General features: G+C 61.3%; 20 protein-coding genes and 2 pseudogenes. 2 read left to right on the top strand and 20 right to left on the bottom strand.

Features of this window, described 5'->3' with window-relative positions:
• Position 1: 1 nt before the first annotated feature.
• Positions 2 to 556 carry a pyridoxamine 5'-phosphate oxidase family protein gene (locus AC0L7P_RS07635; RefSeq protein ID WP_473435164.1) on the bottom strand — a complete coding sequence of 185 codons (555 nt, stop codon included), beginning with the start codon at positions 554 to 556 and terminating at the stop codon, positions 2 to 4.
• 127 nt (positions 557 to 683) lie between these two features.
• Here AC0L7P_RS07635 and AC0L7P_RS07630 point away from each other — a divergent pair.
• Positions 684 to 2,230, top strand: a pseudogene (locus AC0L7P_RS07630) (Ppx/GppA family phosphatase).
• On the opposite strand, the gene AC0L7P_RS07625 reads toward AC0L7P_RS07630, so the two are convergent.
• The 6 genes from AC0L7P_RS07625 to scpA all read right to left on the bottom strand — a co-directional run bounded on the left by AC0L7P_RS07625 (position 2,227) and on the right by scpA (position 7,612).
• Positions 2,227 to 2,574 (bottom strand): AAA+ family ATPase, encoded by a 348-nt coding sequence (locus tag AC0L7P_RS07625; protein ID WP_473435163.1) that lies wholly within the window; start codon positions 2,572 to 2,574, stop codon positions 2,227 to 2,229. The pseudogene AC0L7P_RS07630 and the gene AC0L7P_RS07625 sit on opposite strands and share 4 nt — an antisense overlap.
• A 38-nt stretch (positions 2,575 to 2,612) precedes the next feature.
• Positions 2,613 to 3,617, bottom strand: a complete 1,005-nt coding sequence (locus AC0L7P_RS07620) for an endonuclease/exonuclease/phosphatase family protein (RefSeq protein WP_473435162.1) — start codon at positions 3,615 to 3,617, stop codon at positions 2,613 to 2,615.
• Positions 3,614 to 4,300, bottom strand: coding sequence for a TerB family tellurite resistance protein (locus AC0L7P_RS07615; RefSeq protein ID WP_473435161.1), 687 nt, complete (start codon positions 4,298 to 4,300; stop codon positions 3,614 to 3,616). The genes AC0L7P_RS07620 and AC0L7P_RS07615 overlap by 4 nt, the downstream gene beginning before the upstream one ends.
• Before the next feature lie 63 nt (positions 4,301 to 4,363).
• Entirely contained in the window at positions 4,364 to 4,972 is a 609-nt protein-coding gene (locus tag AC0L7P_RS07610) for a VOC family protein (protein ID WP_473435160.1), read from the bottom strand.
• A gap of 9 nt (positions 4,973 to 4,981) precedes the next feature.
• Positions 4,982 to 5,482 carry an MAPEG family protein gene (locus AC0L7P_RS07605; protein WP_473435159.1) on the bottom strand — a complete coding sequence of 167 codons (501 nt, stop codon included), beginning with the start codon at positions 5,480 to 5,482 and terminating at the stop codon, positions 4,982 to 4,984.
• Between the two features lie 9 nt (positions 5,483 to 5,491).
• Positions 5,492 to 7,612, bottom strand: a complete 2,121-nt coding sequence (gene scpA / locus AC0L7P_RS07600; RefSeq protein WP_473435158.1) for a methylmalonyl-CoA mutase — start codon at positions 7,610 to 7,612, stop codon at positions 5,492 to 5,494.
• 93 nt (positions 7,613 to 7,705) lie between these two features.
• Here scpA and AC0L7P_RS07595 point away from each other — a divergent pair, with 93 nt between their 5' ends.
• Positions 7,706 to 8,191, top strand: a complete 486-nt coding sequence (locus AC0L7P_RS07595) for a DUF4174 domain-containing protein (protein ID WP_473435157.1) — start codon at positions 7,706 to 7,708, stop codon at positions 8,189 to 8,191.
• Between the two features lie 100 nt (positions 8,192 to 8,291).
• Here AC0L7P_RS07595 and AC0L7P_RS07590 read toward each other — a convergent pair whose 3' ends face one another.
• The 13 genes and pseudogenes from AC0L7P_RS07590 to AC0L7P_RS07530 all read right to left on the bottom strand — a co-directional run bounded on the left by AC0L7P_RS07590 (position 8,292) and on the right by AC0L7P_RS07530 (position 19,059).
• Complete coding sequence (locus AC0L7P_RS07590) at positions 8,292 to 8,981, bottom strand: hypothetical protein (RefSeq protein WP_473435156.1); 690 nt, start codon at positions 8,979 to 8,981, stop codon at positions 8,292 to 8,294.
• Positions 8,978 to 10,978, bottom strand: coding sequence for an acetyl-CoA carboxylase biotin carboxylase subunit (locus AC0L7P_RS07585; protein ID WP_473435155.1), 2,001 nt, complete (start codon positions 10,976 to 10,978; stop codon positions 8,978 to 8,980). The genes AC0L7P_RS07590 and AC0L7P_RS07585 overlap by 4 nt, the downstream gene beginning before the upstream one ends.
• Positions 10,979 to 11,110: 132 nt before the next feature.
• Positions 11,111 to 11,320 (bottom strand): hypothetical protein, encoded by a 210-nt coding sequence (locus AC0L7P_RS07580; protein WP_473435154.1) that lies wholly within the window; start codon positions 11,318 to 11,320, stop codon positions 11,111 to 11,113.
• A 295-nt stretch (positions 11,321 to 11,615) separates the two neighbouring features.
• Positions 11,616 to 11,962, bottom strand: a pseudogene (locus tag AC0L7P_RS07575) (hypothetical protein).
• An 81-nt stretch (positions 11,963 to 12,043) separates the two neighbouring features.
• The gene (locus tag AC0L7P_RS07570; protein ID WP_473435153.1) at positions 12,044 to 12,184 is read right to left on the bottom strand and encodes a hypothetical protein; all 141 of its coding nucleotides are present in this window, start codon (positions 12,182 to 12,184) and stop codon (positions 12,044 to 12,046) included.
• Positions 12,185 to 12,395: 211 nt separating this feature from the next.
• Positions 12,396 to 12,818 (bottom strand): DUF6497 family protein, encoded by a 423-nt coding sequence (locus AC0L7P_RS07565; RefSeq protein ID WP_473435152.1) that lies wholly within the window; start codon positions 12,816 to 12,818, stop codon positions 12,396 to 12,398.
• Positions 12,799 to 14,331 carry an acyl-CoA carboxylase subunit beta gene (locus AC0L7P_RS07560; protein ID WP_473435151.1) on the bottom strand — a complete coding sequence of 511 codons (1,533 nt, stop codon included), beginning with the start codon at positions 14,329 to 14,331 and terminating at the stop codon, positions 12,799 to 12,801. The genes AC0L7P_RS07565 and AC0L7P_RS07560 overlap by 20 nt, the downstream gene beginning before the upstream one ends.
• Positions 14,332 to 14,506: 175 nt before the next feature.
• Entirely contained in the window at positions 14,507 to 14,935 is a 429-nt protein-coding gene (locus AC0L7P_RS07555) for an ABC transporter ATP-binding protein (protein WP_473435150.1), read from the bottom strand.
• A 2-nt stretch (positions 14,936 to 14,937) separates the two neighbouring features.
• A complete protein-coding gene (locus AC0L7P_RS07550) occupies positions 14,938 to 15,213 on the bottom strand; it encodes an ATP-binding cassette domain-containing protein (RefSeq protein ID WP_473435149.1) in 276 nt (91 codons plus the stop codon).
• Positions 15,210 to 15,965 carry an ABC transporter ATP-binding protein gene (locus tag AC0L7P_RS07545; RefSeq protein WP_473435148.1) on the bottom strand — a complete coding sequence of 252 codons (756 nt, stop codon included), beginning with the start codon at positions 15,963 to 15,965 and terminating at the stop codon, positions 15,210 to 15,212. Before AC0L7P_RS07545 ends, AC0L7P_RS07550 begins: the two co-directional genes overlap by 4 nt.
• Positions 15,962 to 16,942 (bottom strand): branched-chain amino acid ABC transporter permease, encoded by a 981-nt coding sequence (locus AC0L7P_RS07540; protein WP_473435147.1) that lies wholly within the window; start codon positions 16,940 to 16,942, stop codon positions 15,962 to 15,964. The genes AC0L7P_RS07545 and AC0L7P_RS07540 overlap by 4 nt, the downstream gene beginning before the upstream one ends.
• Positions 16,939 to 17,814 (bottom strand): branched-chain amino acid ABC transporter permease, encoded by an 876-nt coding sequence (locus AC0L7P_RS07535; protein WP_473435146.1) that lies wholly within the window; start codon positions 17,812 to 17,814, stop codon positions 16,939 to 16,941. Before AC0L7P_RS07535 ends, AC0L7P_RS07540 begins: the two co-directional genes overlap by 4 nt.
• A gap of 63 nt (positions 17,815 to 17,877) precedes the next feature.
• On the bottom strand, positions 17,878 to 19,059 hold the full coding sequence (locus AC0L7P_RS07530) for an ABC transporter substrate-binding protein (protein WP_473435145.1): 1,182 nt from the start codon (positions 19,057 to 19,059) through the stop codon (positions 17,878 to 17,880).
• Positions 19,060 to 19,133 lie beyond the last annotated feature (74 nt).

Genomic DNA, 19,133 nt, shown 5'->3' with positions numbered 1-19,133 from the left:
GTCAGGAAGCGGGAAACCCTGTGGGCAGCGCGTCGATGCTTTCGCGGTTCTGTTCATTCCAATAGGCACGGATGCCATCCTCGCTCTTGTTGTCATGCCAGTTTTCAATGGCCTGCCGTTCGCCCTGATAGTCAAACAACGGCACCCCATAACCGCAAGAGGTTTGCACAAGGTCAATGGCAAGGCGCACGATCTGGCGCGCGCCAAGGGGCGGTTCACCGTCAAAACAGGCCGCAAAAAGGGCGGCGAATTCTGCGCGGTCATAACGCAGGCATTCACCCCGGCCATACAGGCGCATTATCTGTGGCGGGCCGGCAAAGCTGCACAGCATGATCGTCATCCGGCCATCGGCGCGCAGGTGGGCGGCGGTTTCCATGCCGCTGCCGGTCCGATCCAGATAGATTGCGGTAGTGCTGTCGATGATCCGCAGCGCGCCAATTTCGCGGGGCGAGATATTGACCCGGCTGTCAGGGGTGGCCGTGGCGGTGAAAAACACATGCTGGCGGGTGATGAAGTCACGGTGGGCATCGGAAAGTTCGCGAAATTGTTTGGCCATGGCGCACCTGTCGATCTGAATTACCGCACCCTGCCCCAGATTGCCGCTGGGTGGAAGGTCCTGCGCATTGACCAGCGCGTGATCACCGGGCAGTGTCTCGGCCAGGGAATCCTGCCGGGAAAAGATGATGCAAGACGACCAGGACGACCGCGCGCCTTTTGGCCGCCCATTGTTCGACGACCCGACCGCACGGGCGCTCAGCCGGGTTGGGGTGGTCGATGTGGGGTCGAACTCGGTTCGGATGGTGGTGTTTGACGGGGCGGCGCGTTCTCCTGCCTATTTCTTTAACGAAAAGGTGATGGCGGGGCTTGGCACCGGGTTTGGTGACACCGGGCGGTTGCACCCCGGCGGGCGCCAGCGGGCCATGGACGCGATGATCCGGTTTCAGCAGTTGGCCGAGGGGATGAACGCCACCCCCTTACCGTCGTGGCCACCGCCGCCGTACGCGAGGCCGAGGACGGCCCCGAGTTCCGCGCCGAGGTGGCCGAACGCACGGGCCTGAAGATGTGGGTCGTCGATGGGCGCGAAGAGGCGCGGCTGACGGCGCAGGGGGTTCTTTTGGGGTGGCCCGGCGCCTATGGCATGGTCTGTGATATGGGCGGTTCGTCCATGGAATTGGCGCAGATCGGCGATGGGCGCGTGGGCAAACGGGTGACGTCTGCCCTTGGGCCGCTTCGGCTTCAGGGGATCAAGGGCGGCAAGAAAGCCGTCAAGGCCCATATCGCCGCCACTTTGGACGATCTGGTCGAAACCATGGGGATCGACAACAAACGTCTGTTTCTCGTCGGGGGCTCATGGCGCGCCATTGCCCGGCTGGACATGGAGCGGCGGGGGTATCCGCTGCATGTGCAGCATGAATATCGCATGACGCCCCAGGGCATTCAGGACACGGTGAAATTCATCGACAGCCACAGCGTGGAAGAACTGCGCGCCATGACCGGGATCGGCGAGGCGCGGATGGCGTTGGTGCCGCTGGCGGCCATGGTTCTGAAACAACTGGTGCGCCGGTTCAAGCCCCGCGATATCGCGATTTCCAGCTATGGCATCCGCGAGGGGCTGTTGTTTGAACAGATGCCCCAGCGGCTGCGCGACCGTGACCCCCTGATCGAGGCCTGCCGCTGGGCCGAGCAGAAGGATGCCCGTTTGCCGGGGTTCGGGCGGGCGCTGTATCAATTCCTGCTGCCGCTGTTCAAGGGCGACGGGGAAAAGCGGCTGCGCATCATCAAGGCGGCCTGTCTGTTGCACGATGTCAGTTGGCGCGCCCACCCCGATTACCGCCACGAGGCCTGTTTCGACAATGCCACCCGTGCCAATCTGGGCGGGCTGACCCACCCGGAGCGGGTGTTCATGGGGCTGGCCCTGCTGCACCGCTACAAGAATTCCCGCAGCGGCAGCCGCTTTGAACCCCTTGTCGCACTGCTGAGCGAACGCGAGGTGGCGCAGGCCGAGGTTCTGGGCCGGGCGATGCGGTTTGGGGCGATGTTTTCGGCGGACAAGCCCGGATCGCTGGGCGAACTGCGCTGGTTCCCCAAGAAAAAGCAGTTGGAACTGTGGCTGACCCAACCCGCCGAGGCGCTGTTCGGCGAAGTGGCGCAGGCGCGCTTTGCCTCACTGGTCAGCGCATTGGGCGCAGAAAGCCGCGTAAAACGGTTGCGGGCCAAGACCGAGGATTAAAGCTCTATTTCCGATCCGTCAGGGGCGGGAAGGTTCGGTTGCGGGGTTTTGCGGCGCAGGATGATATCGCCATTGGGCAGCACCTCGGGCGGGTGATAATCATCAAGATCCTTGATGGTCAGCCCGTTCCAGTTCAGGTTCTGCAATTCGCGCGCCATGTCGCGCATGGCCGGTTCGACCTCGTTCAACAACCCGCGAAACAACAGGCGCGCGCCTTCTTCCAACAGATCGACACCCTCGCCCACGTCGCCCTCGGCCCCGGGGTCAACGGGTGTGTCGTGGGTCTGGGCGGCGGCGGACAGGGCGAATGTCCCCGCAAGAAAAAGCACGGCGATCTGTTTCATACCCCTGACATAGCACAAATCGCGCCGGTTTTAAGGGTTCAGACATCAATATCCAGCGTGACCGGAAAATGATCAGACCCGTCCAGCAATGCCTGATGCAGTGCCGGATCACCGGCAAGTGCGGTATCGCGCAGGGGGTGCCAGATGCGCCAGCGCGGCGCGCGGGCGGCCAGATCGGGCGATACCATGATGAAATCCAGCAGCGCCTCTAGCCAGCGATCCTCGTGGCGTTGCCAGAACCGCGCCGATGTGGCCCCGGGGGTGGTGATGCTCGGGTCGCAAAGCTGTGCCGCCGTGCCTTCGCCGCGCACGATTTCAACGCCCGAGCGCCCGAACAACCGTTCATAGACATCCAGCCCCGGACCATCGTTGAAATCGCCCATCACCATCACGGATTCGCCCGCATCCAGATGGCCCTGCACCCTTTGACGCAGCCAGATACATTGGGCCAGTTGTTTGCGCCGGTTTTCGATGGCGATCCGGGTTGCATCGGCATCGGATGTCGCACCGTGGGGCGCCTTGGATTTGGCATGAACCCCGATCAGGCGCAGATCGTTTCCCGCCTTGGTGCGCAGGGCCACCTCAAGGGGCGGTTTCGACCAATGCACGGCTTCGGGCGCGGCATCCACATCGAGATCGATGTGAAACGCCTCGTCAAAGCGGGGGTTTTCGCGCGCACCCGGGGTGCCAAGGGCCAATCCGCCCGGGGCATGGCGTGCGGTCACACGATCGGGGTCGTAAAGCAGCGCGATTTCCTGCTGGGTGTCATTGGCAAAACCGATCAGGGCGCGCCTTGCCCGCACCCCGAACCGGGCGGAGAAATTTTCAAGCGCGCGCACACCGTCGCGGTGCCGGCTGGTGTCGGGGGCCTCGATCACCATGATTGCATCGGCGTCAAGGGCACGGAACACGGCACCAAGGGCCGCTGTCTGGGTGGCGCGGGTGATGTTCCAGCGGGCCGACCAGCCCTGATCGTCAATCAACCGGCCCGCATCATCGAACAGGCTGTTGAACCATTCGACATTATAGCTGGCCAGCCTCACACGTGGCCTGCGCTGATCTCTTCATAGGCGCGGTTGATGGCGATCAGGCGCGATTCGGCCATGCGCACCGCCTCTTCGGGGACGCCCCGGGCGATCATCCTGTCAGGGTGACCATCGCGCACCAGTTGCCGCCATGTGCGGCGCACCTCATCCGGTGTGGCGCCCGGTTCGATCCCCAGAACCTGCCATGGGTCAGGCTGCGCATCGGGAACAAAGCGCGTGCGCATGGCGCGAAATTCCCGGCTGTCGATGCCGAAAATCTCGGCCACGCGGTGCAGGAAATCGTTTTCGTTTTCGTGGTAATCCCCATCGGCCACGGCGATGTGGAACAATCCTTCGACCAGATCGCACAGGGTCATCCGGTCAGCCTCGCTGTCAAACATGGCCCTGATCCGGCGGGCGTATTCTTCGTATCCGGCGACGTCCTGACGGGCCAGATTGAACACCCGGGCGGCGTTTTCCTCTTCCTCGGGGGGGATGTGGAACACCTGCCGGAACGCAGCCACCTCATCGCGGGTGACCTGGCCGTCGGCCTTGGCCATCTTGGCGCCCAGGGCGATCACGGCGATGGTAAAGGCGACGCTGCGCTCGGGTGGGGCGCGCAAACGGTCGAACATCACAGAAAGACCCTCACCATTGGCGAGGGCCGAAAGCGCGGCAGCAATGCGTGACCAGATCGACATGGGCATGACCTTAGCGCGGTGCGACGGCGGTGTCAGGGGGATTTTGCAGGTGCGGCAAAGACGCTATCCCACAGTGACCCGGCCATTGGGCGTGTCGAACACGGCCTGCAACCCGGGCGCACCGGCGCTTGCGAATGCCACCCGCCCGTCATCCAGATCACCCAGCGCGTTGCGCAGGCTGTCAGCTTCGGGCAGGGTCACGGTCAGGGCGCGCAACCGGCAGCCCGCCTCGGGCAGCCGCGTCGCCGGATGGCCAACGCCCCGCCAGCGGATCAGCCCCGGCGCCAGCCCCCCATGGGGCGTCACGCCATCATCGGGCACCGCCATCTGCCAGCTCAGATCACCGCGCGCCAGATCCATCACGTGGCCCCGCATGGGCAGGGCCGACAGGCCTGCCTCCATATCATCGCAGCGCACCACCCAGTTGGTCAGGCGGGGGGCGCCTGCAAACCGGTCCATATCAAACCAGCGGGGGCGACCGGGTTCGCGCCCGTCCGGGTCAATCGCAATCACCTCAAGGTAAAGATCCGGGCCCAGCGACAACAGGCGGTTATGGGTTCCCATGGCGGCATGGGCGCCACCGGGGGCCATGGTCACACCAAAGGCCTGTTCGACAAAACCCGCGCCCGCGTCCAGCGTTTCGGCCACGATCACCAGATGATCCAGTTCCATTCCCACCTCTTACGTCAAAAAATACCGCAAACCGGCCCAAAGCAGGGCCGCAATCGTTGCATAGAAGGTGGCGGCAAAGCCAAAGGCGCGCAAGGCCGGCGCATGGCGATACCCAACCCAGAACGCAATGCGCGACAGGGCAAAAGCCACCCCAAGCGTCACCAGAACCCCCGGCCCGTCATCCAGCAACAGATAACCGCAGGCGGGCCAAAGGCACAGGGCCAACACCAGTTGTTCCACCGTGTTGCTTAGCACCCGCTGATCCACCCAGGCGCGCGACCCGGGCGCAAAGGCCTGTCCGTCGATCAGCGTATCATCGAAAAACCGCGCCCCTGCCAGACGGCCGATCATCATCAGCAGCACGATGCCGGGCGGCAGAAACGCGAACGCCAGTGACGGAAGCAGGGAAAACACCGGCAGGTTCACCTGTGTCACCCCAACCCAGATCACGCCGACCGACCACAAGATCGCCGCCGCCATCCCAATCACGATTTCCTGCCGTTTGCCCATGTCGCCCCCTCAGGACCGCGCCGCGCGGATCAGGCGCAGAATGTCCTTTGCCGCCTCGGGGATATTGGTGCCGGGGCCGAATATCGCCTTGACCCCGGCATCCTTGAGATAGGCGTAATCCTGTTGCGGAATCACCCCGCCGCAGATCACCAGAATTTCACCCGCCCCCGCCGCCTCCAGTGCCGCGATCAGTTTGGGTGCCAGGGTTTTATGCCCCGCCGCCTGCGATGAAATTCCGATCACATGCACATCGTTATCAACCGCGTCCTGTGCCGCCTCTTCCGGGGTTTGGAACAGCGGCCCCACGTCCACGTCAAACCCGATGTCGGCAAAGGCGGTGGCGATCACCTTGGCGCCCCGGTCGTGCCCGTCCTGCCCCATTTTCACCACCAGCATGCGGGGGCGACGGCCTTCTTCCTCGGCGAATGCCTCGACATCCGCCTGAATGGCGGCAAAGCCTGCGTCGCCCTCATAGGCGGCGCCGTACACCCCCGCGAGGGTTTTCACCTCGGCCCGGTGCCGCCCGAATGCCTTTTCCATCGCCATGCTGATTTCCCCCACGGTTGCGCGGGCGCGGGCGGCCTCGACCGCCAGCGCCAACAGATTGCCGGTGCCGCTTTGCGCGCCTTTTTCCAGCGCGGCCAGTGCGGCGTCACAGGCCTCTTGATCCCGGCTTTCGCGGATATTTTCCAATCGCGCGATCTGCGATGTGCGCACGCCCGCGTTGTCGATGCTGCGGATGTCCAGCGCATCTTCTTTTTCAAGGCGGAATTTGTTGACCCCGACGATCACCTCATCGCCGCGATCAATGGCCGCCTGTTTCTTGGCCGCTGCCTCCTCAATCCGCAGTTTGGGCATACCGCTGGCCACGGCCTTTGTCATGCCGCCCATATCATCGACCTCGGCGATCAGGGCGCGCGCCGCCTCGATCAGATCAGCGGTCAGCTTTTCCACGTAATACGACCCCGCCAGAGGATCGACCACGTTCGTCACCCCGGTTTCATTTTGCAATATCAACTGGGTGTTGCGGGCGATGCGGGCCGAAAAATCGGTGGGCAGGGCAATCGCCTCGTCAAAACTGTTGGTGTGCAGGGATTGGGTGCCGCCCAGAACCGCGCTCATCGCCTCATAGGCGGTGCGCACGATATTGTTATAGGGGTCTTGTTCGGCCAAAGACACGCCCGAGGTCTGGCAATGGGTGCGCAGCACCGATGACCCCGGCTTTTTCGGCGCAAACTCCTGCATGATTTCGTGCCACAGGAACCGGGCGGCGCGCAGTTTCGCCGCCTCCATGAAGAAATTCATCCCGATGGCGAAAAAGAATGACAGGCGCGGCGCAAAGGCATCGACGTCCAGCCCCCGCGCCACGGCGGTTTTCACATATTCCTTGCCGTCGGCCAGGGTAAAGGCCAGTTCCTGCACAAGGTTCGCCCCCGCCTCTTGCATGTGATAGCCGCTGATGGAAATCGAGTTGAACCGGGGCATTTCGCGGGCGGTGTAGTCAATAATATCGGCCACGATCCGCATGCTGGGTTCGGGCGGATAGATATAAGTGTTGCGCACCATGAATTCTTTCAGAATATCATTCTGGATGGTGCCGGAAAGCTGTGCGCGCTCCACGCCCTGTTCCTCGCCCGCCACGATAAAGCTGGCCAGAACCGGAATAACCGCGCCGTTCATTGTCATGCTCACCGAAATCTCGCCCAGCGGGATTCCGTCGAACAAAATCTTCATGTCTTCGACAGAATCGATGGCAACGCCGGCCTTGCCCACATCGCCCTCGACCCGTTCATGGTCACTGTCATAGCCCCGGTGGGTGGCCAGATCAAAGGCCACCGACACCCCCTGTTGCCCCGCCGCGAGGCCCCGACGGTAAAAGGCGTTGCTTTCCTCGGCGGTGGAAAACCCGGCATATTGGCGGATCGTCCACGGCCGCCCGGCATACATTGTTGCCTTCGGGCCGCGGGTATAGGGCGCCTGCCCCGGCATACTGCCCAGATGGGGCAAATCCGCCGTGTCGCTGGCATCATGCACCGGCTGCACCGCGATCCCTTCGGCGGTGTGCCAGGTCAGATCCTCCAGCGGGCGCCCCCGCAGTTCCTTTTCCGCCGTGATTTTCCAATCGCTCATCTGACATCTCCCCTGTTGGGTATCGCGTCGGGGCATATGCCCCCTGTGATTTCCGTCGTGCGCACCCTACATTGAACCTGAACAGGAGAATCCATGCGCACATTGCCTGCTATTGTCGTGTCTGCCCTTGTCGTTCTGGCCGGACTATCGGCCACGGCGCAATCGGCGGAAAACTCTGATGCCAAATCCGCCGTTGAACGCTGGCGCGCCGATCCGATGACCGTGTTCCAGGGCTCCGAAATTGATCTGGCCGCCTTCCAGTGGATCGCCCGCCCGGTGATCGTGTTTGCCAATACCGACGCCGACCCGTCGTTCCAGGACCAGATGCGCCTGCTGCTGGCCCGCCCCGAGGCCCTGATCGACCGCGAGGTCGTGCTGATCACCGACACCGACCCCGACGGCAAATCCGAGGTGCGGCTGAAACTGCGCCCACGCGGGTTCATGCTGGCGCTGATGGGCAAGGACGGGCAGGTCGAATTGCGCAAACCCCTGCCCTGGCATGTGCGCGAACTGACCCGGGTGATCGACAAGACACCCCTGCGCATCCGCGAGCTGAGCGACCGCGCCGGCGGGCAATAACGCGCGCCGCGATTGTAAAACCACCCCCGCGATGCTATATTTACCGCAGGAGGCGATATCATGAGACACCACGACACATCCACATATACGCCCAAACCGATCACCGGACGGACCGGCCCGCGACCGGGCTATTGATCCGCGCCGCCATGGCGGCCAGATCGGATTTCAACATGGGCACGGCGGCAGTCAGGCGTGCCTGTTCCTCGGCCAGACGCGCCGACTCGATCTCGCCCACCCGTTCTGGGCCACCTGACAGATAGCCCCCCATCATCGCCATGGCATCGCGGCCCAGCTCCAACGCCTCAACCTTGAGCGCGATGTAATCTTCATACATCCGCGCCGCCCGCTCATTGCCCACCACGTTTTTGTCCAGCCCGCGCAGATCACCGATCAGCGTCTCGATCGCCACCAACTGACTGTAATACAACGCGACCGGGTCGATCACTGCGCGGGGCAGGATGTGAATGTCGCTGACCACCGCGTCAAAAATCGTGCGGTTGCGTTCATGGGGGATGATCGGGAAATAATCCCTATCGCCACGGATTTTCGCGGCAAGATCCGTGGCGTACCTCTGTGGTTCGTCCCGTTCCAGAACGGCAACATAGGCGCGGATTTCAGCATAAAGCGCGCGCTGCACGTCGTTCACCCGTTCGCGCCGCAACCGGGTGGCGTGGCGGCGGGTTTGCCAGCCGTTGACAACCCAGCCAAGCGCCACAAACAGCCCCGCCACCACCGCCTGCCAGATCCTTGGATCCAGATCAGACAGCCATATGACGGCGTGCGCAATCACTCAAACTCCATGATCACTTCGTCGACGGCCAGGTTATCGCCAGCGGCGGCGTTTACCTTGCTTACCACGCCCTTGCGTTCGGCGCGCAGGATGTTTTCCATCTTCATCGCCTCGACGGTACACAGGGCCTGTCCCTCTTGCACCTCGTCGCCCGGGGCCACGTTGACCGCCACGATCAACCCGGGCATCGGGCAAAGCAGCATCTTGCTCGTGTCAGGAGGGAGCTTTTCCGGCATCAGCGCGGCCAGTTCCGCCTGACGGGGTGAATAGATACGCACCGGCATATCGGCCCCCCGGCTGCGCAGGCGAAACCCGTTGGTGATTTTACCCACCTTCAACACCAGTGGCGTGCCATCCACCGACAGTTGCGCCAGGGCATCGCCGGGCGTCCAGCCGGATTCGACCCGGATCGCCGGGGCATCGGGGAAATTCACCGTCGCGCCGCCTTTGTCGGCATCGATCGACACCTCGTATTGCCGGCCCTGCACATCGACCACCCAATCGGTGCCGATCTTGCGTTCGTGATTGCCCATCCGCCCCGATATCCGGGTGCGCCGGATTTGTGTCACCCGGTACATGGCAGCCGCCGCAGCGGCCACGCGGCGCAGGTCACCATCGGGCAGCGTGACACCCGCAAACCCTTCGGGATATTCCTCGGCGATAAAGGCGGTGGTGATGTCGCCGCTGGTGAACTTGGGGTGGTCCATCACCGCCGACAGGAACGGCAGGTTATGCCCGATCCCCTCAACCTCGAACCCATCCAGCGCCCGGCGCATCCCTTCGATCGCATCGGCCCGGTCACGGCCCCAGGTGCAGAGTTTGGCAATCATCGGGTCGTAATACATCGAAATCTCGCCGCCCTCGAACACGCCGGTGTCATTGCGCACGGCATTTGTGGCGGTGGCCACCTCGGCGGGCGGGCGATAGCGGGTCAACCGCCCGATGGAGGGCAAAAACCCGCGATAGGGGTCTTCGGCGTAAAGGCGACATTCCATCGCCCAGCCGTTCAACGCGATATCGCCCTGTTTCAGGCTCAGCGGTTCGCCGTTTGCCACGCGGATCATCTGTTCCACAAGGTCAATGCCGGTGATCAGTTCCGTCACCGGATGTTCCACCTGAAGGCGGGTGTTCATTTCCAGAAAATAGAAATTGCGCGCCCCATCAACGATGAATTCCACCGTTCCCGCACTGGTGTATCCCACCGCAGCGGCCAACGCGCAGGCCTGTTCACCCATGGCCTTGCGGGTTTCGGGATCCAGAAACGGCGATGGCGCCTCTTCGATCACCTTTTGATTGCGCCGCTGAATGCTGCATTCCCGTTCGTGCAGATACAGGGTGTTGCCATGGCCATCGGCCAGCACCTGAATTTCGATGTGGCGCGGCTGGGTGACGAATTTCTCGATGAAGATGCGGTCATCCCCAAAGCTGGCCGCGGCCTCGTTTTTGGAACTCTGAAACCCTTCGCGCACCTCGGATTCATCCCATGCGATGCGCATGCCTTTGCCCCCGCCCCCGGCAGAGGCCTTGATCATCACCGGATAGCCGACCTCGCCGGAAATTTTTACCGCCTCGTCACCATCCGCGATCAGGCCCATATATCCGGGCACGGTGGAAACCCCCGCCTCGGCGGCGATCTTTTTGCTGGTAATCTTGTCGCCCATCTTTTCGATGGCGCCCACAGGCGGGCCGATAAAGGCAACGCCGATACCGGCCAATGCCTCGGCAAACTTGCTGTTTTCCGACAGGAAACCATAGCCGGGATGCACCGCCTCGGCGCCCGTGGCCTTGATCGCCTCGATGATCTTGTCGATCACGATATAGGATTGGTTGGCCGGGGCCGGGCCGATATGCACCGCCTCGTCCGCCATGCGCACATGCAGCGCGCCCTTGTCGGCATCGGAATAGACCGCAACCGTCGCAATACCCATGCGCCGGGCGGTTTTGATCACACGACAGGCGATTTCACCGCGATTGGCGATCAGGATTTTCTTGAACATGCGGGCATCCTTTCGGGCGCGCCCGTCACGGCGCGGTCAAATCCGGGGTGGAAACGAAAAACGCCACCCCAGCGCGCGGCGCGGGTGGCGTTGATTGAAACGTAATGGCGTGTCAGACGCGCCGAAGCAGCCTTAGCGCGGGCAAAGTTCAGGCACGACATCATCGCAGAGCGCGCCGCCAGCGGCCCCCAGCGCCACCGCCGTGCCGACATCATTGTTGGTAAGGGCCGCCGCAACGCCCAAACCGGCCCCGCCAACCGCCGCGCGGTTGATGTCGGCATTGTTGGTGCAGGCCCCGAGGGCCAGTGTCGCGGCAACGCCGAGAATCCAGATCTTTTCCATGTGTGACTGCCTCCGTCATGGTTTTTATATTCTATATCAGCGGATATGACCGGGTTTGGTTCCGTTCCGCAAGCCCCGCCTTTGGCGAAAAAATGTGGTCCGACCCGAACAGGGCCGAACCACAAAGGGGAAGGGTAACGGTTTTGACAAACCAGAACACCCGCCGTGCTGAGAACGGGTGTTCCATGGGACACGATGACCTGCCTTTCATCCGCTGCAAACGGGAACCGCGAGTCGCGCCCCGGTTGCGCCAGATTCCGCCGAATTCGCTGATGCAAAGGCCGGAACATGCCGATCAATCCAGAAAAATATCGGGAAAGGCCGCCCGCGCCCTGGCAAAATCAACCCGAAGCAGCGCGTCATAACTGGCCGGATCAAACGGATCTTCTGCCGGAAACACCTCGCGCCCGAACAACCACGCCAGACGGCCCGCATCCAGATTGCCCCGCTCGAACGGGTCTTCTCCGAATTGCTGACACAGGGCCAGAAGAAACGCCTCATCCGCCCGCTTGTCGGCGGGGCGCCGGTCGGGATAGCGGGCGCGCGCGGTCAGGGGGTGGCCCCTTTGGGGTTGGCGCGGCGCAGGGTGAATTGAAAATCGGTGCCGGGCAGACGCCCTGGAAAACCCCGATGTTTGGTCATCGGCTCTCTCATGCCACACCCCCGATCAGGTACGGCAAAGAGGGTGTCGGGGTGGACACCAAGGCCCACCCCGGACTGTTTTTACTTGTATTTGCCGTGAAAGGTCGGCGCGACGGTGATCGGCGCCGGATCGGCATAGACGACTTCCTCGGACTTTTTCGCGCAGGCAGAAACGCCAGCGACCAGACCGAGTGCCAGAAAGAAAGTGATGCTCTTGGACATCTTATGCTCCTAGATAGGTTCAGGACCGAACGAGCGTTTCCGCCCGCCTGCCCCATGTTCGAGGTACAGGTCTCCTGTCGGAAACCTCTGGGGACCATAGCGCAAGCCAAATTCGATTGATACGGGGGCAAATGCAACAAATGGCGCTGTGGCGCGGCTGCATCATGCCCAAAGCGGCCTGAACGCCGCCCTGCAAGGTGTTGGGTTTTCATCAGAAACCCTCCCATTCACAATGATCGCCAGCGGGGCGATAGGCCTCAAAAAACTGCACCGCATCAGGCGAGATTTCGCCGAACGCCACCGGTTGATCCGCCAGCGAGATGACAATCTGGTTCGGCGTCGGGCCAAGCGTGCTGAGCCGGGGCAAGGCGTGGGTGTCACACAGATATTGCATATCCCCAACCGTGCTGTCGTAATCGGCCCCGTCCCGGATGTGCGGCGCCAGATAGCGAAACCGATAGGTCAACCCGACCCCCGGCACGTTGGTCACCACATCCTCAAGCGTCACCGCCTGCCCCGATGGCACAGGCACCGGCACGTCAATGGCCGCCAGCGCGGGTTGGGCCAACCCCGCAACCAACACCCCCGCCAGCCCGGCAAAGCGCCACAGATTGTCAGAGTGGAATATTGTCATGCTTTTTCCATGGGTTAGCAAGAGATTTCCCCCGCAGGGATGCAAAGGCGCGACACAGGCGCTTTCGGGTGGATTGGGGGTGGATCACCTCGTCGATGAACCCGCGTTCGGCGGCCTTGAACGGGTTGGCAAAGTTCGTTTCGTATTCCGCCGTGCGCGCCGCGATCTTTTCACTGTCGCCCAATTCGCTGCGGTACAGGATTTCGGTCGCGCCCTTGGCCCCCATCACCGCGATTTCGGCGGTGGGCCAGGCATAGTTCAGATCGCCGCGCAGGTGTTTGGATGACATCACATCATAGGCCCCGCCATAGGCCTTGCGGGTGATGACCGTCACCTTTGGCACGGTCGCCTCGCCATAGGCGAACAACAGTTTGGCCCCGTGTTTGATCACACCGCCGAATTCCTGACTGGTGCCGGGCAGAAACCCCGGCACATCCACCAGGGTCAGAATCGGAATTTCAAAGGCATCGCAGAACCGCACAAACCGCGCCGCCTTGCGCGAACTGTCGATGTCCAGACAGCCGGCCAGCACCATCGGCTGATTCGCCACCACGCCCACGGTTGACCCTTCCAGCCGGATAAATCCGGTCAGGATGTTGCGGGCGAACTCTTCTTGAATCTCGTAAAAATCACCCTCATCCGCCAGTTTGGTGATCAGTTCCTTCATGTCATAAGGCGTGTTGGCATTGGCGGGGATCAGGGTGTCAAGGCTGTGATCCAACCGCGCGGGATCATCAAAGAACGGGCGCACCGGGGGTTTACTGCGGTTGTTCAGGGGCAGGAAATCCACCAGACGGCGAATTTCTGTCAGGGCGATCACATCGTTTTCAAACGCCCCGTCCGCCACGCTGGATTTGCGGGTGTGGGTTGTGGCGCCGCCCAGATCCTCGGCGGTGACGACCTCGTTCGTGACAGTTTTCACCACATCGGGACCGGTGACGAACATGTAACTGCTGTCGCGCACCATGAAGATGAAATCGGTCATCGCGGGCGAATAAACGGCGCCCCCCGCGCAAGGCCCCATGATCACGCTGATTTGCGGCACCACGCCGCTGGCCAGCACGTTGCGCTGAAACACCTCGGCATAGCCGGCCAAGGATGCAACGCCCTCTTGAATGCGCGCACCGCCCGAATCGTTCAGCCCGATCACCGGCGCGCCGTTCTGCATCGCCATATCCATGATCTTGCAGATCTTTCGGGCGTGGGTTTCGGACAATGACCCGCCCAATACGGTGAAATCCTGCGAATACACATAAACCTGCCGGCCGTTGATCGTGCCCCAGCCGGTGATCACCCCGTCGCCCGGCACTTTTGCCTCGGCCATGCCAAAATCGGTGCAGCGGTGGGTGACGAACATGTCGAATTCTTCGAAACTGTCCTCGTCCAGCAAAAGCTCGATCCGTTCGCGCGCTGTCAGCTTGCCCTTGGCGTGCTGTGCGTCGATGCGGCGTTGGCCGCCGCCCAGCCGGGCATCGGCCCGCCGCTGTTCCAGTTGTTGCAGGATGTCAGCCATCGCGCCCCCGTTTTCGGTTTTGGCCAGTCTTACCCATTCGCGCAGCAAGGGCAAAGGACGAACGGGAATATTTGCAAATCCTTACGCCGGAACATACTAAAAATTGCAAAAGAGCAAATATCCGGCGGCTCTGCCGAGTGTTACCGGTTATGGGAATTCGGGCCAAATAACGCCCTTAGACCGAACAATAGCGTTGTTTCATTTCTTCATTGTTCAACAATTCCGCCGCCGATGCCTGATAAACGATCCGGCCCTGATCGAGGATATAGGCACGGTCGGATATCGCCAAAGCGATCTCGACGTTCTGTTCAATAAGCAGAATCGTGGTGCCGTCTGATTTCATGCGCTCAAACAGCTCAAACATCTCATCCACAAGGACCGGCATGATGCCCTCTGACGGTTCATCAAGCATGATCATCTTGGGGTCGGAAATCCACGCCCTTGCGATTGCAAGCATCTGTTGTTCGCCCCCCGACATGGTGACGGCGGTTTGCTCCAACCGCTCCTTGAGGCGCGGAAAGGTTTCGGCGATGCGTTCAATCATCGCGTTTTCGCTGTGCGCCGTTTTCATCGCCAGCGTCCCAAGGCGCAGATTTTCACGCACGGTCAAACCCGGCACGATCCGCCGATCTTCGGGGACATAGCCCAACCCCTGGAAAACCGGGCATGAGGCGGGGACGACAGGATTTCATCACCGTCGAACATCACCGCACCACGGGTGGACGCCATCAACCCCATGATCGCGCGCAGGGTTGTTGTTTTACCCGCGCCATTGCGCCCGATCAGCGAAACGATTTCGCCGCGTTCCACGTTCAGGGAAATCCCCTGAAGAACATGGCTGCGCCCGTACCACGCATTCAGATCCTGAACATCAAGCATCATTTGCGCTTTTTCCCCAAATAGACCCGCACCACGTCATCGTTTTCACGAATTTCATCTGGGGTTCCCATCGCCAGAAATTCGCCGTGGTGCAGCACCAGAATGTCGTCAGAGACATCCATCACCAGCTTCATCTTGTGTTCGACCAGAATAACGGTGCAGCGTTCGGCAAGCCGGGTGATCAGGGCCATGACATCAACGGTTTCTTCCGGGCTCATCCCGGCCGTGGGTTCATCAAGCAGCAAAACCTTGGGGTCAGAGGCAATCGCCATGGCGATTTCCAGCGCCCGCTGTTCGCCGTGCGACACCTCGGATGCAAGCCGGCGTTTGTGCGCGCCAAGGCCCACGTCATCCAGCAAGGCGGCGGCGCGGTCCTCCATTTCGGTCAGGCTGCGCCGGGGCGTCCACAGATCAAAGCGGCGGGTCATGGCCTGAACGGCGATCCGCACATTTTCAAGCGCCGTGAGATCGGGAAAGATATTGGTGATCTGAAACGACTTGGAAATCCCCCGACGGGCGAAATGATGCTGGCGTTTGCCGGTGATGCCGGTTCCATCCAACAGAACTTCGCCCTCGGAGGGGGCAAAAGCGCCGCTCAGGATGTTGAAAAGGGTCGATTTCCCGGCCCCATTTGGCCCGATGATCGAGGTGAGCTTACCCGCATCGAACCGCGCCGAAACATTGGACAGCGCCGCAAAGCCGCCAAAGCGCATGGTGGCATTGCGCACCTGAAGGATTGGAGTGCCGTTTGTCATTTGCGTCGCCCCCACGCCATGATCGACCCCCAGATCCCACGGGGGAAAAACAGCACACAGGCCATGAACACCAACCCGATGACCAACGGCCAGTGCGACGTCATCGACGTCACCACATCTTCGAGCAGCAAAAACACGAGGGCGCCGATGAACGGGCCAAAAAATGTGCCCATCCCGCCCAAAAGCGCGATCATCACCACCTGCCCCGACATATGATAATTGAGAATTTCAATAGGCACGATGGAAAGGTGTATCGCATAAAGCGCCCCGGCAAGGCCGCACAACAGCCCCGACACCACAAACGCGACCCACTTGGTCAGTTGCACGTCATAGCCGCAGGCACGGGCGCGATCCTCGTTCTCGCGGATGGCCTCCAGCACCGCGCCAAAGGGCGAGGCGAGTATGCGCGAAAATATCAGGATCGCGACAGCGACAAACGCCAGGATGAAATAATATTTCGTTGTCGGGTTCAGAAGGTTCAGCTCGACAAACCCGAGGTTGATACTTGGCACGCTTACCCCGGTCAGGCCGTTCTCTCCGCCAGTCAGGTCGCTCATCTGATAGATGAGATAGTAGACACATTGCGCCAGCGCGAGCGTGACCATGGCAAAGTATATTCCGCGGGTGCGGATCGCCAGCACACCGATGATCATCGCCGTCAGCCCGGCAATGAGAATTCCGATCGGAATCGCCGCAAACCACGGCAGCCCGAAATGAGCGATCGCGATCCCGGCGCCATAGGCGCCAACACCGAAAAAGGCGGCATGGCCAAATGACAGAACCCCGGTAAAGCCAAACATCAGGTTGAATCCCAGGGCAAACAGCCCATAGATCACAATATTGGTCGCGAGCGCCTGATAGGGCAAAATCAGGGGAAGCAGGATCAGAAACATGATCGAACCAGCCGCCCGGTGGCGTTGGACCAGCTCTCTCATTCGGTTGACCATGGGGGGCGTCGGCGCGGGTTGATCAATCATCCCATCAACCCTTTCTGCCCGAACAACCCCTGTGGCCGGATCAACAGAACCACCGCCATCATGGCAAACATCGCAAGGTCTGACAGTTCGGGATAAAACAGCGCCGTCATCGACACGATCACCCCCATCAACAGACCGGCAACCACCGCCCCGACAAGTGACCCCATGCCGCCCACAACCGTCACCACAAAGGCCTGCACCAGAACCGTGTCGCCCATGTCGGGAATAACGCTGGTCATGGGCGCATAAAGCACCCCGGCCAATCCGGCGATGCCCGTGCCAAGGCCAAACACCCCCAACCATACCCGGCCAATATCAATGCCCAGAACCCGCATGATTTCAGGGTCGCGCGCCCCGGCCCGGATGATCAGGCCATAGGATGTTTTCTCAAGCGCCAGCCATAGCGCAAGAACCAGCGCCACCGTGATTCCGATCAGAAACAGCCGGTACACCGGGAAATAGCCCACCCCGATATCCACCGCGCCCTGCAACAGGTCCGGCACCGGGAACGATTTGCCATCAAGGCCGAACACGATGCGCACGAGTTCAATAATCACCAACCCCAGCGCAAACGTCAGCAACAGCGGATAATCAATGCCGCGCCCATAAAGCGGGCGCACAAGGGTGCGTTCAACGAACAGGCCCATCGCCCCGACAACAAGGGGCACAAGGACAAGGGCCAGCCAGAAATTCCCGGTCACCCCCAGAAAGAACACCCCGACATAGGCCCCCAGCATGTAAAAGGCACCATGGGCAAAGTTGACCACCGTAAGCAGCCCGAAAATCAGGGACAGCCCGATCGCGAGCAGCACGAAAACCGACCCGAGCGCCATCCCGGCAAACAACTGAAGCAGAAAGAGGTTGAGTGTCATTTATGTGCCAAACCCTGAGACAATAAGGTGCGCACCGGCGTTTGCCGGTGCGCGATGGACAACCTAAAGACCAAGCGCCTGACAGCTGCGCAGCATGTCTTCGTTGGCCGGATCGGTTTGAACAATGCGGAACACGTCATATTCGTCCTTCATGTCCGCCTCGTCCTTGGATTCGATGATAAAGACCGATTGCACCGCCTGATGGTCGCATTTGCGGAAATATTCCTCGCCCTTGTATTTGTCGTATTTCGCCGCCTCCATCGCTTCGATCACGGCGTCGGTGTCGGTGCCCCCGACAGCGATGACCGCGTCCAGAATGGTGCCGACCCCGGCATAGCCATAGGCGCCGTAATCGGACGGCGGCGCGCCCTCGGTTGCGGCGCGCACGGCATCGTTGAATGCCTTGGCCGAGGCCACCTCATCTTCCAGTCCCCAATAATAATTGCTTCCGCCGACCACCCCGGAATAGACATCGGCGCCCCCGGCACGGCGCTGATTATACAACAGCGCCGGCGCCACCATCTGCATCTGCTCCTTCATGCCGAAACTTGCGGCCTGTTTGAGTGAATTCAACTGGTCAAAGCCAAAGTTGCACAGGCAAAGAACATCGGGTCTGGCGGCCTGAATCCGCGGCAGGAAGGTCGAAAAATCCTTTGATGCAAGCGGATGTTTGACCTCGGCCACCACCTCGATGCCCAGCGCCTCGCCTGCGGCCTTGAAACCTGCGGCCATTTCGTGGCCATAGGCGTAATCGGCAATCAGGAAGGCCACCCGCGTGCCATACTTGGGAAAGGCATAACGGCCGACGGCGCCCGCTGTCATGTGGGGATTCAGCGCCTCATGAAAGGTATATTTCGACGCATTTCCGGCCTCGTTGATCGCATCCGATTGCGAGATCGAATTATAGATCTTGCCACGTTCGACACAGACCGAATTTACCGCAAGCTGCACCGAGGCCGACAGCGACCCGCAAATGAAATCTGCGCCATCCTTTTCGATCAGCTCCAGTGTCCGCGTTGCGGCTTCGCCTGCTTTCAGCTTGTCGTCACGCACCAGAAGTTCGGCCATCCGCCCATTCAGGCCACCCGCCGCGTTGAACTGGTCAACCGCGATCTGGGCGCAGGTCGCCTGCCCCCGCGCCTCGGCGCCATAGGGGCCGGTCAGGGGGATCGGCAGGCCGATCTTGATGGTTTCTTCTGCGGCAAAGGCCGGCCGTGCAATCCAGGGGGCGGCAACCGTGGCCATCCCCCCGCCGCGCCAGCCAAAAGAAACTCCCGACGACGCAGTGCAAGACGTTTATCTTTTGTCGTATGATCCAT

The sequence above is a fragment of the Oceaniglobus sp. K40-3 genome (assembly GCF_055808395.1).
The sequence above is the reverse complement of the archived record's forward strand: the minus strand, read 5'-3'. Positions and strand labels throughout refer to the sequence as shown.

What these genes read in the sequence shown, in the direction of transcription:
- AC0L7P_RS07635 (WP_473435164.1), bottom strand. Translation starts at nt 556, where the DNA reads ATGGCCAAACAATTTCGCGAACTTTCCGATGCCCACCGTGACTTCATC.
- AC0L7P_RS07625 (WP_473435163.1), bottom strand. Translation starts at nt 2,574, where the DNA reads ATGAAACAGATCGCCGTGCTTTTTCTTGCGGGGACATTCGCCCTGTCC.
- AC0L7P_RS07615 (WP_473435161.1), bottom strand. Translation starts at nt 4,300, where the DNA reads ATGTCGATCTGGTCACGCATTGCTGCCGCGCTTTCGGCCCTCGCCAAT.
- AC0L7P_RS07610 (WP_473435160.1), bottom strand. Translation starts at nt 4,972, where the DNA reads ATGGAACTGGATCATCTGGTGATCGTGGCCGAAACGCTGGACGCGGGC.
- AC0L7P_RS07605 (WP_473435159.1), bottom strand. Translation starts at nt 5,482, where the DNA reads ATGGGCAAACGGCAGGAAATCGTGATTGGGATGGCGGCGGCGATCTTG.
- scpA (WP_473435158.1), bottom strand. Translation starts at nt 7,612, where the DNA reads ATGAGCGATTGGAAAATCACGGCGGAAAAGGAACTGCGGGGGCGCCCG.
- AC0L7P_RS07595 (WP_473435157.1), top strand. Translation starts at nt 7,706, where the DNA reads ATGCGCACATTGCCTGCTATTGTCGTGTCTGCCCTTGTCGTTCTGGCC.
- AC0L7P_RS07585 (WP_473435155.1), bottom strand. Translation starts at nt 10,978, where the DNA reads ATGTTCAAGAAAATCCTGATCGCCAATCGCGGTGAAATCGCCTGTCGT.
- AC0L7P_RS07580 (WP_473435154.1), bottom strand. Translation starts at nt 11,320, where the DNA reads ATGGAAAAGATCTGGATTCTCGGCGTTGCCGCGACACTGGCCCTCGGG.
- AC0L7P_RS07570 (WP_473435153.1), bottom strand. Translation starts at nt 12,184, where the DNA reads ATGTCCAAGAGCATCACTTTCTTTCTGGCACTCGGTCTGGTCGCTGGC.
- AC0L7P_RS07565 (WP_473435152.1), bottom strand. Translation starts at nt 12,818, where the DNA reads ATGACAATATTCCACTCTGACAATCTGTGGCGCTTTGCCGGGCTGGCG.
- AC0L7P_RS07560 (WP_473435151.1), bottom strand. Translation starts at nt 14,331, where the DNA reads ATGGCTGACATCCTGCAACAACTGGAACAGCGGCGGGCCGATGCCCGG.
- AC0L7P_RS07550 (WP_473435149.1), bottom strand. Translation starts at nt 15,213, where the DNA reads ATGATGCTTGATGTTCAGGATCTGAATGCGTGGTACGGGCGCAGCCAT.
- AC0L7P_RS07545 (WP_473435148.1), bottom strand. Translation starts at nt 15,965, where the DNA reads ATGACAAACGGCACTCCAATCCTTCAGGTGCGCAATGCCACCATGCGC.
- AC0L7P_RS07540 (WP_473435147.1), bottom strand. Translation starts at nt 16,942, where the DNA reads ATGATTGATCAACCCGCGCCGACGCCCCCCATGGTCAACCGAATGAGA.
- AC0L7P_RS07535 (WP_473435146.1), bottom strand. Translation starts at nt 17,814, where the DNA reads ATGACACTCAACCTCTTTCTGCTTCAGTTGTTTGCCGGGATGGCGCTC.
- AC0L7P_RS07530 (WP_473435145.1), bottom strand. Translation starts at nt 19,059, where the DNA reads ATGGCCACGGTTGCCGCCCCCTGGATTGCACGGCCGGCCTTTGCCGCA.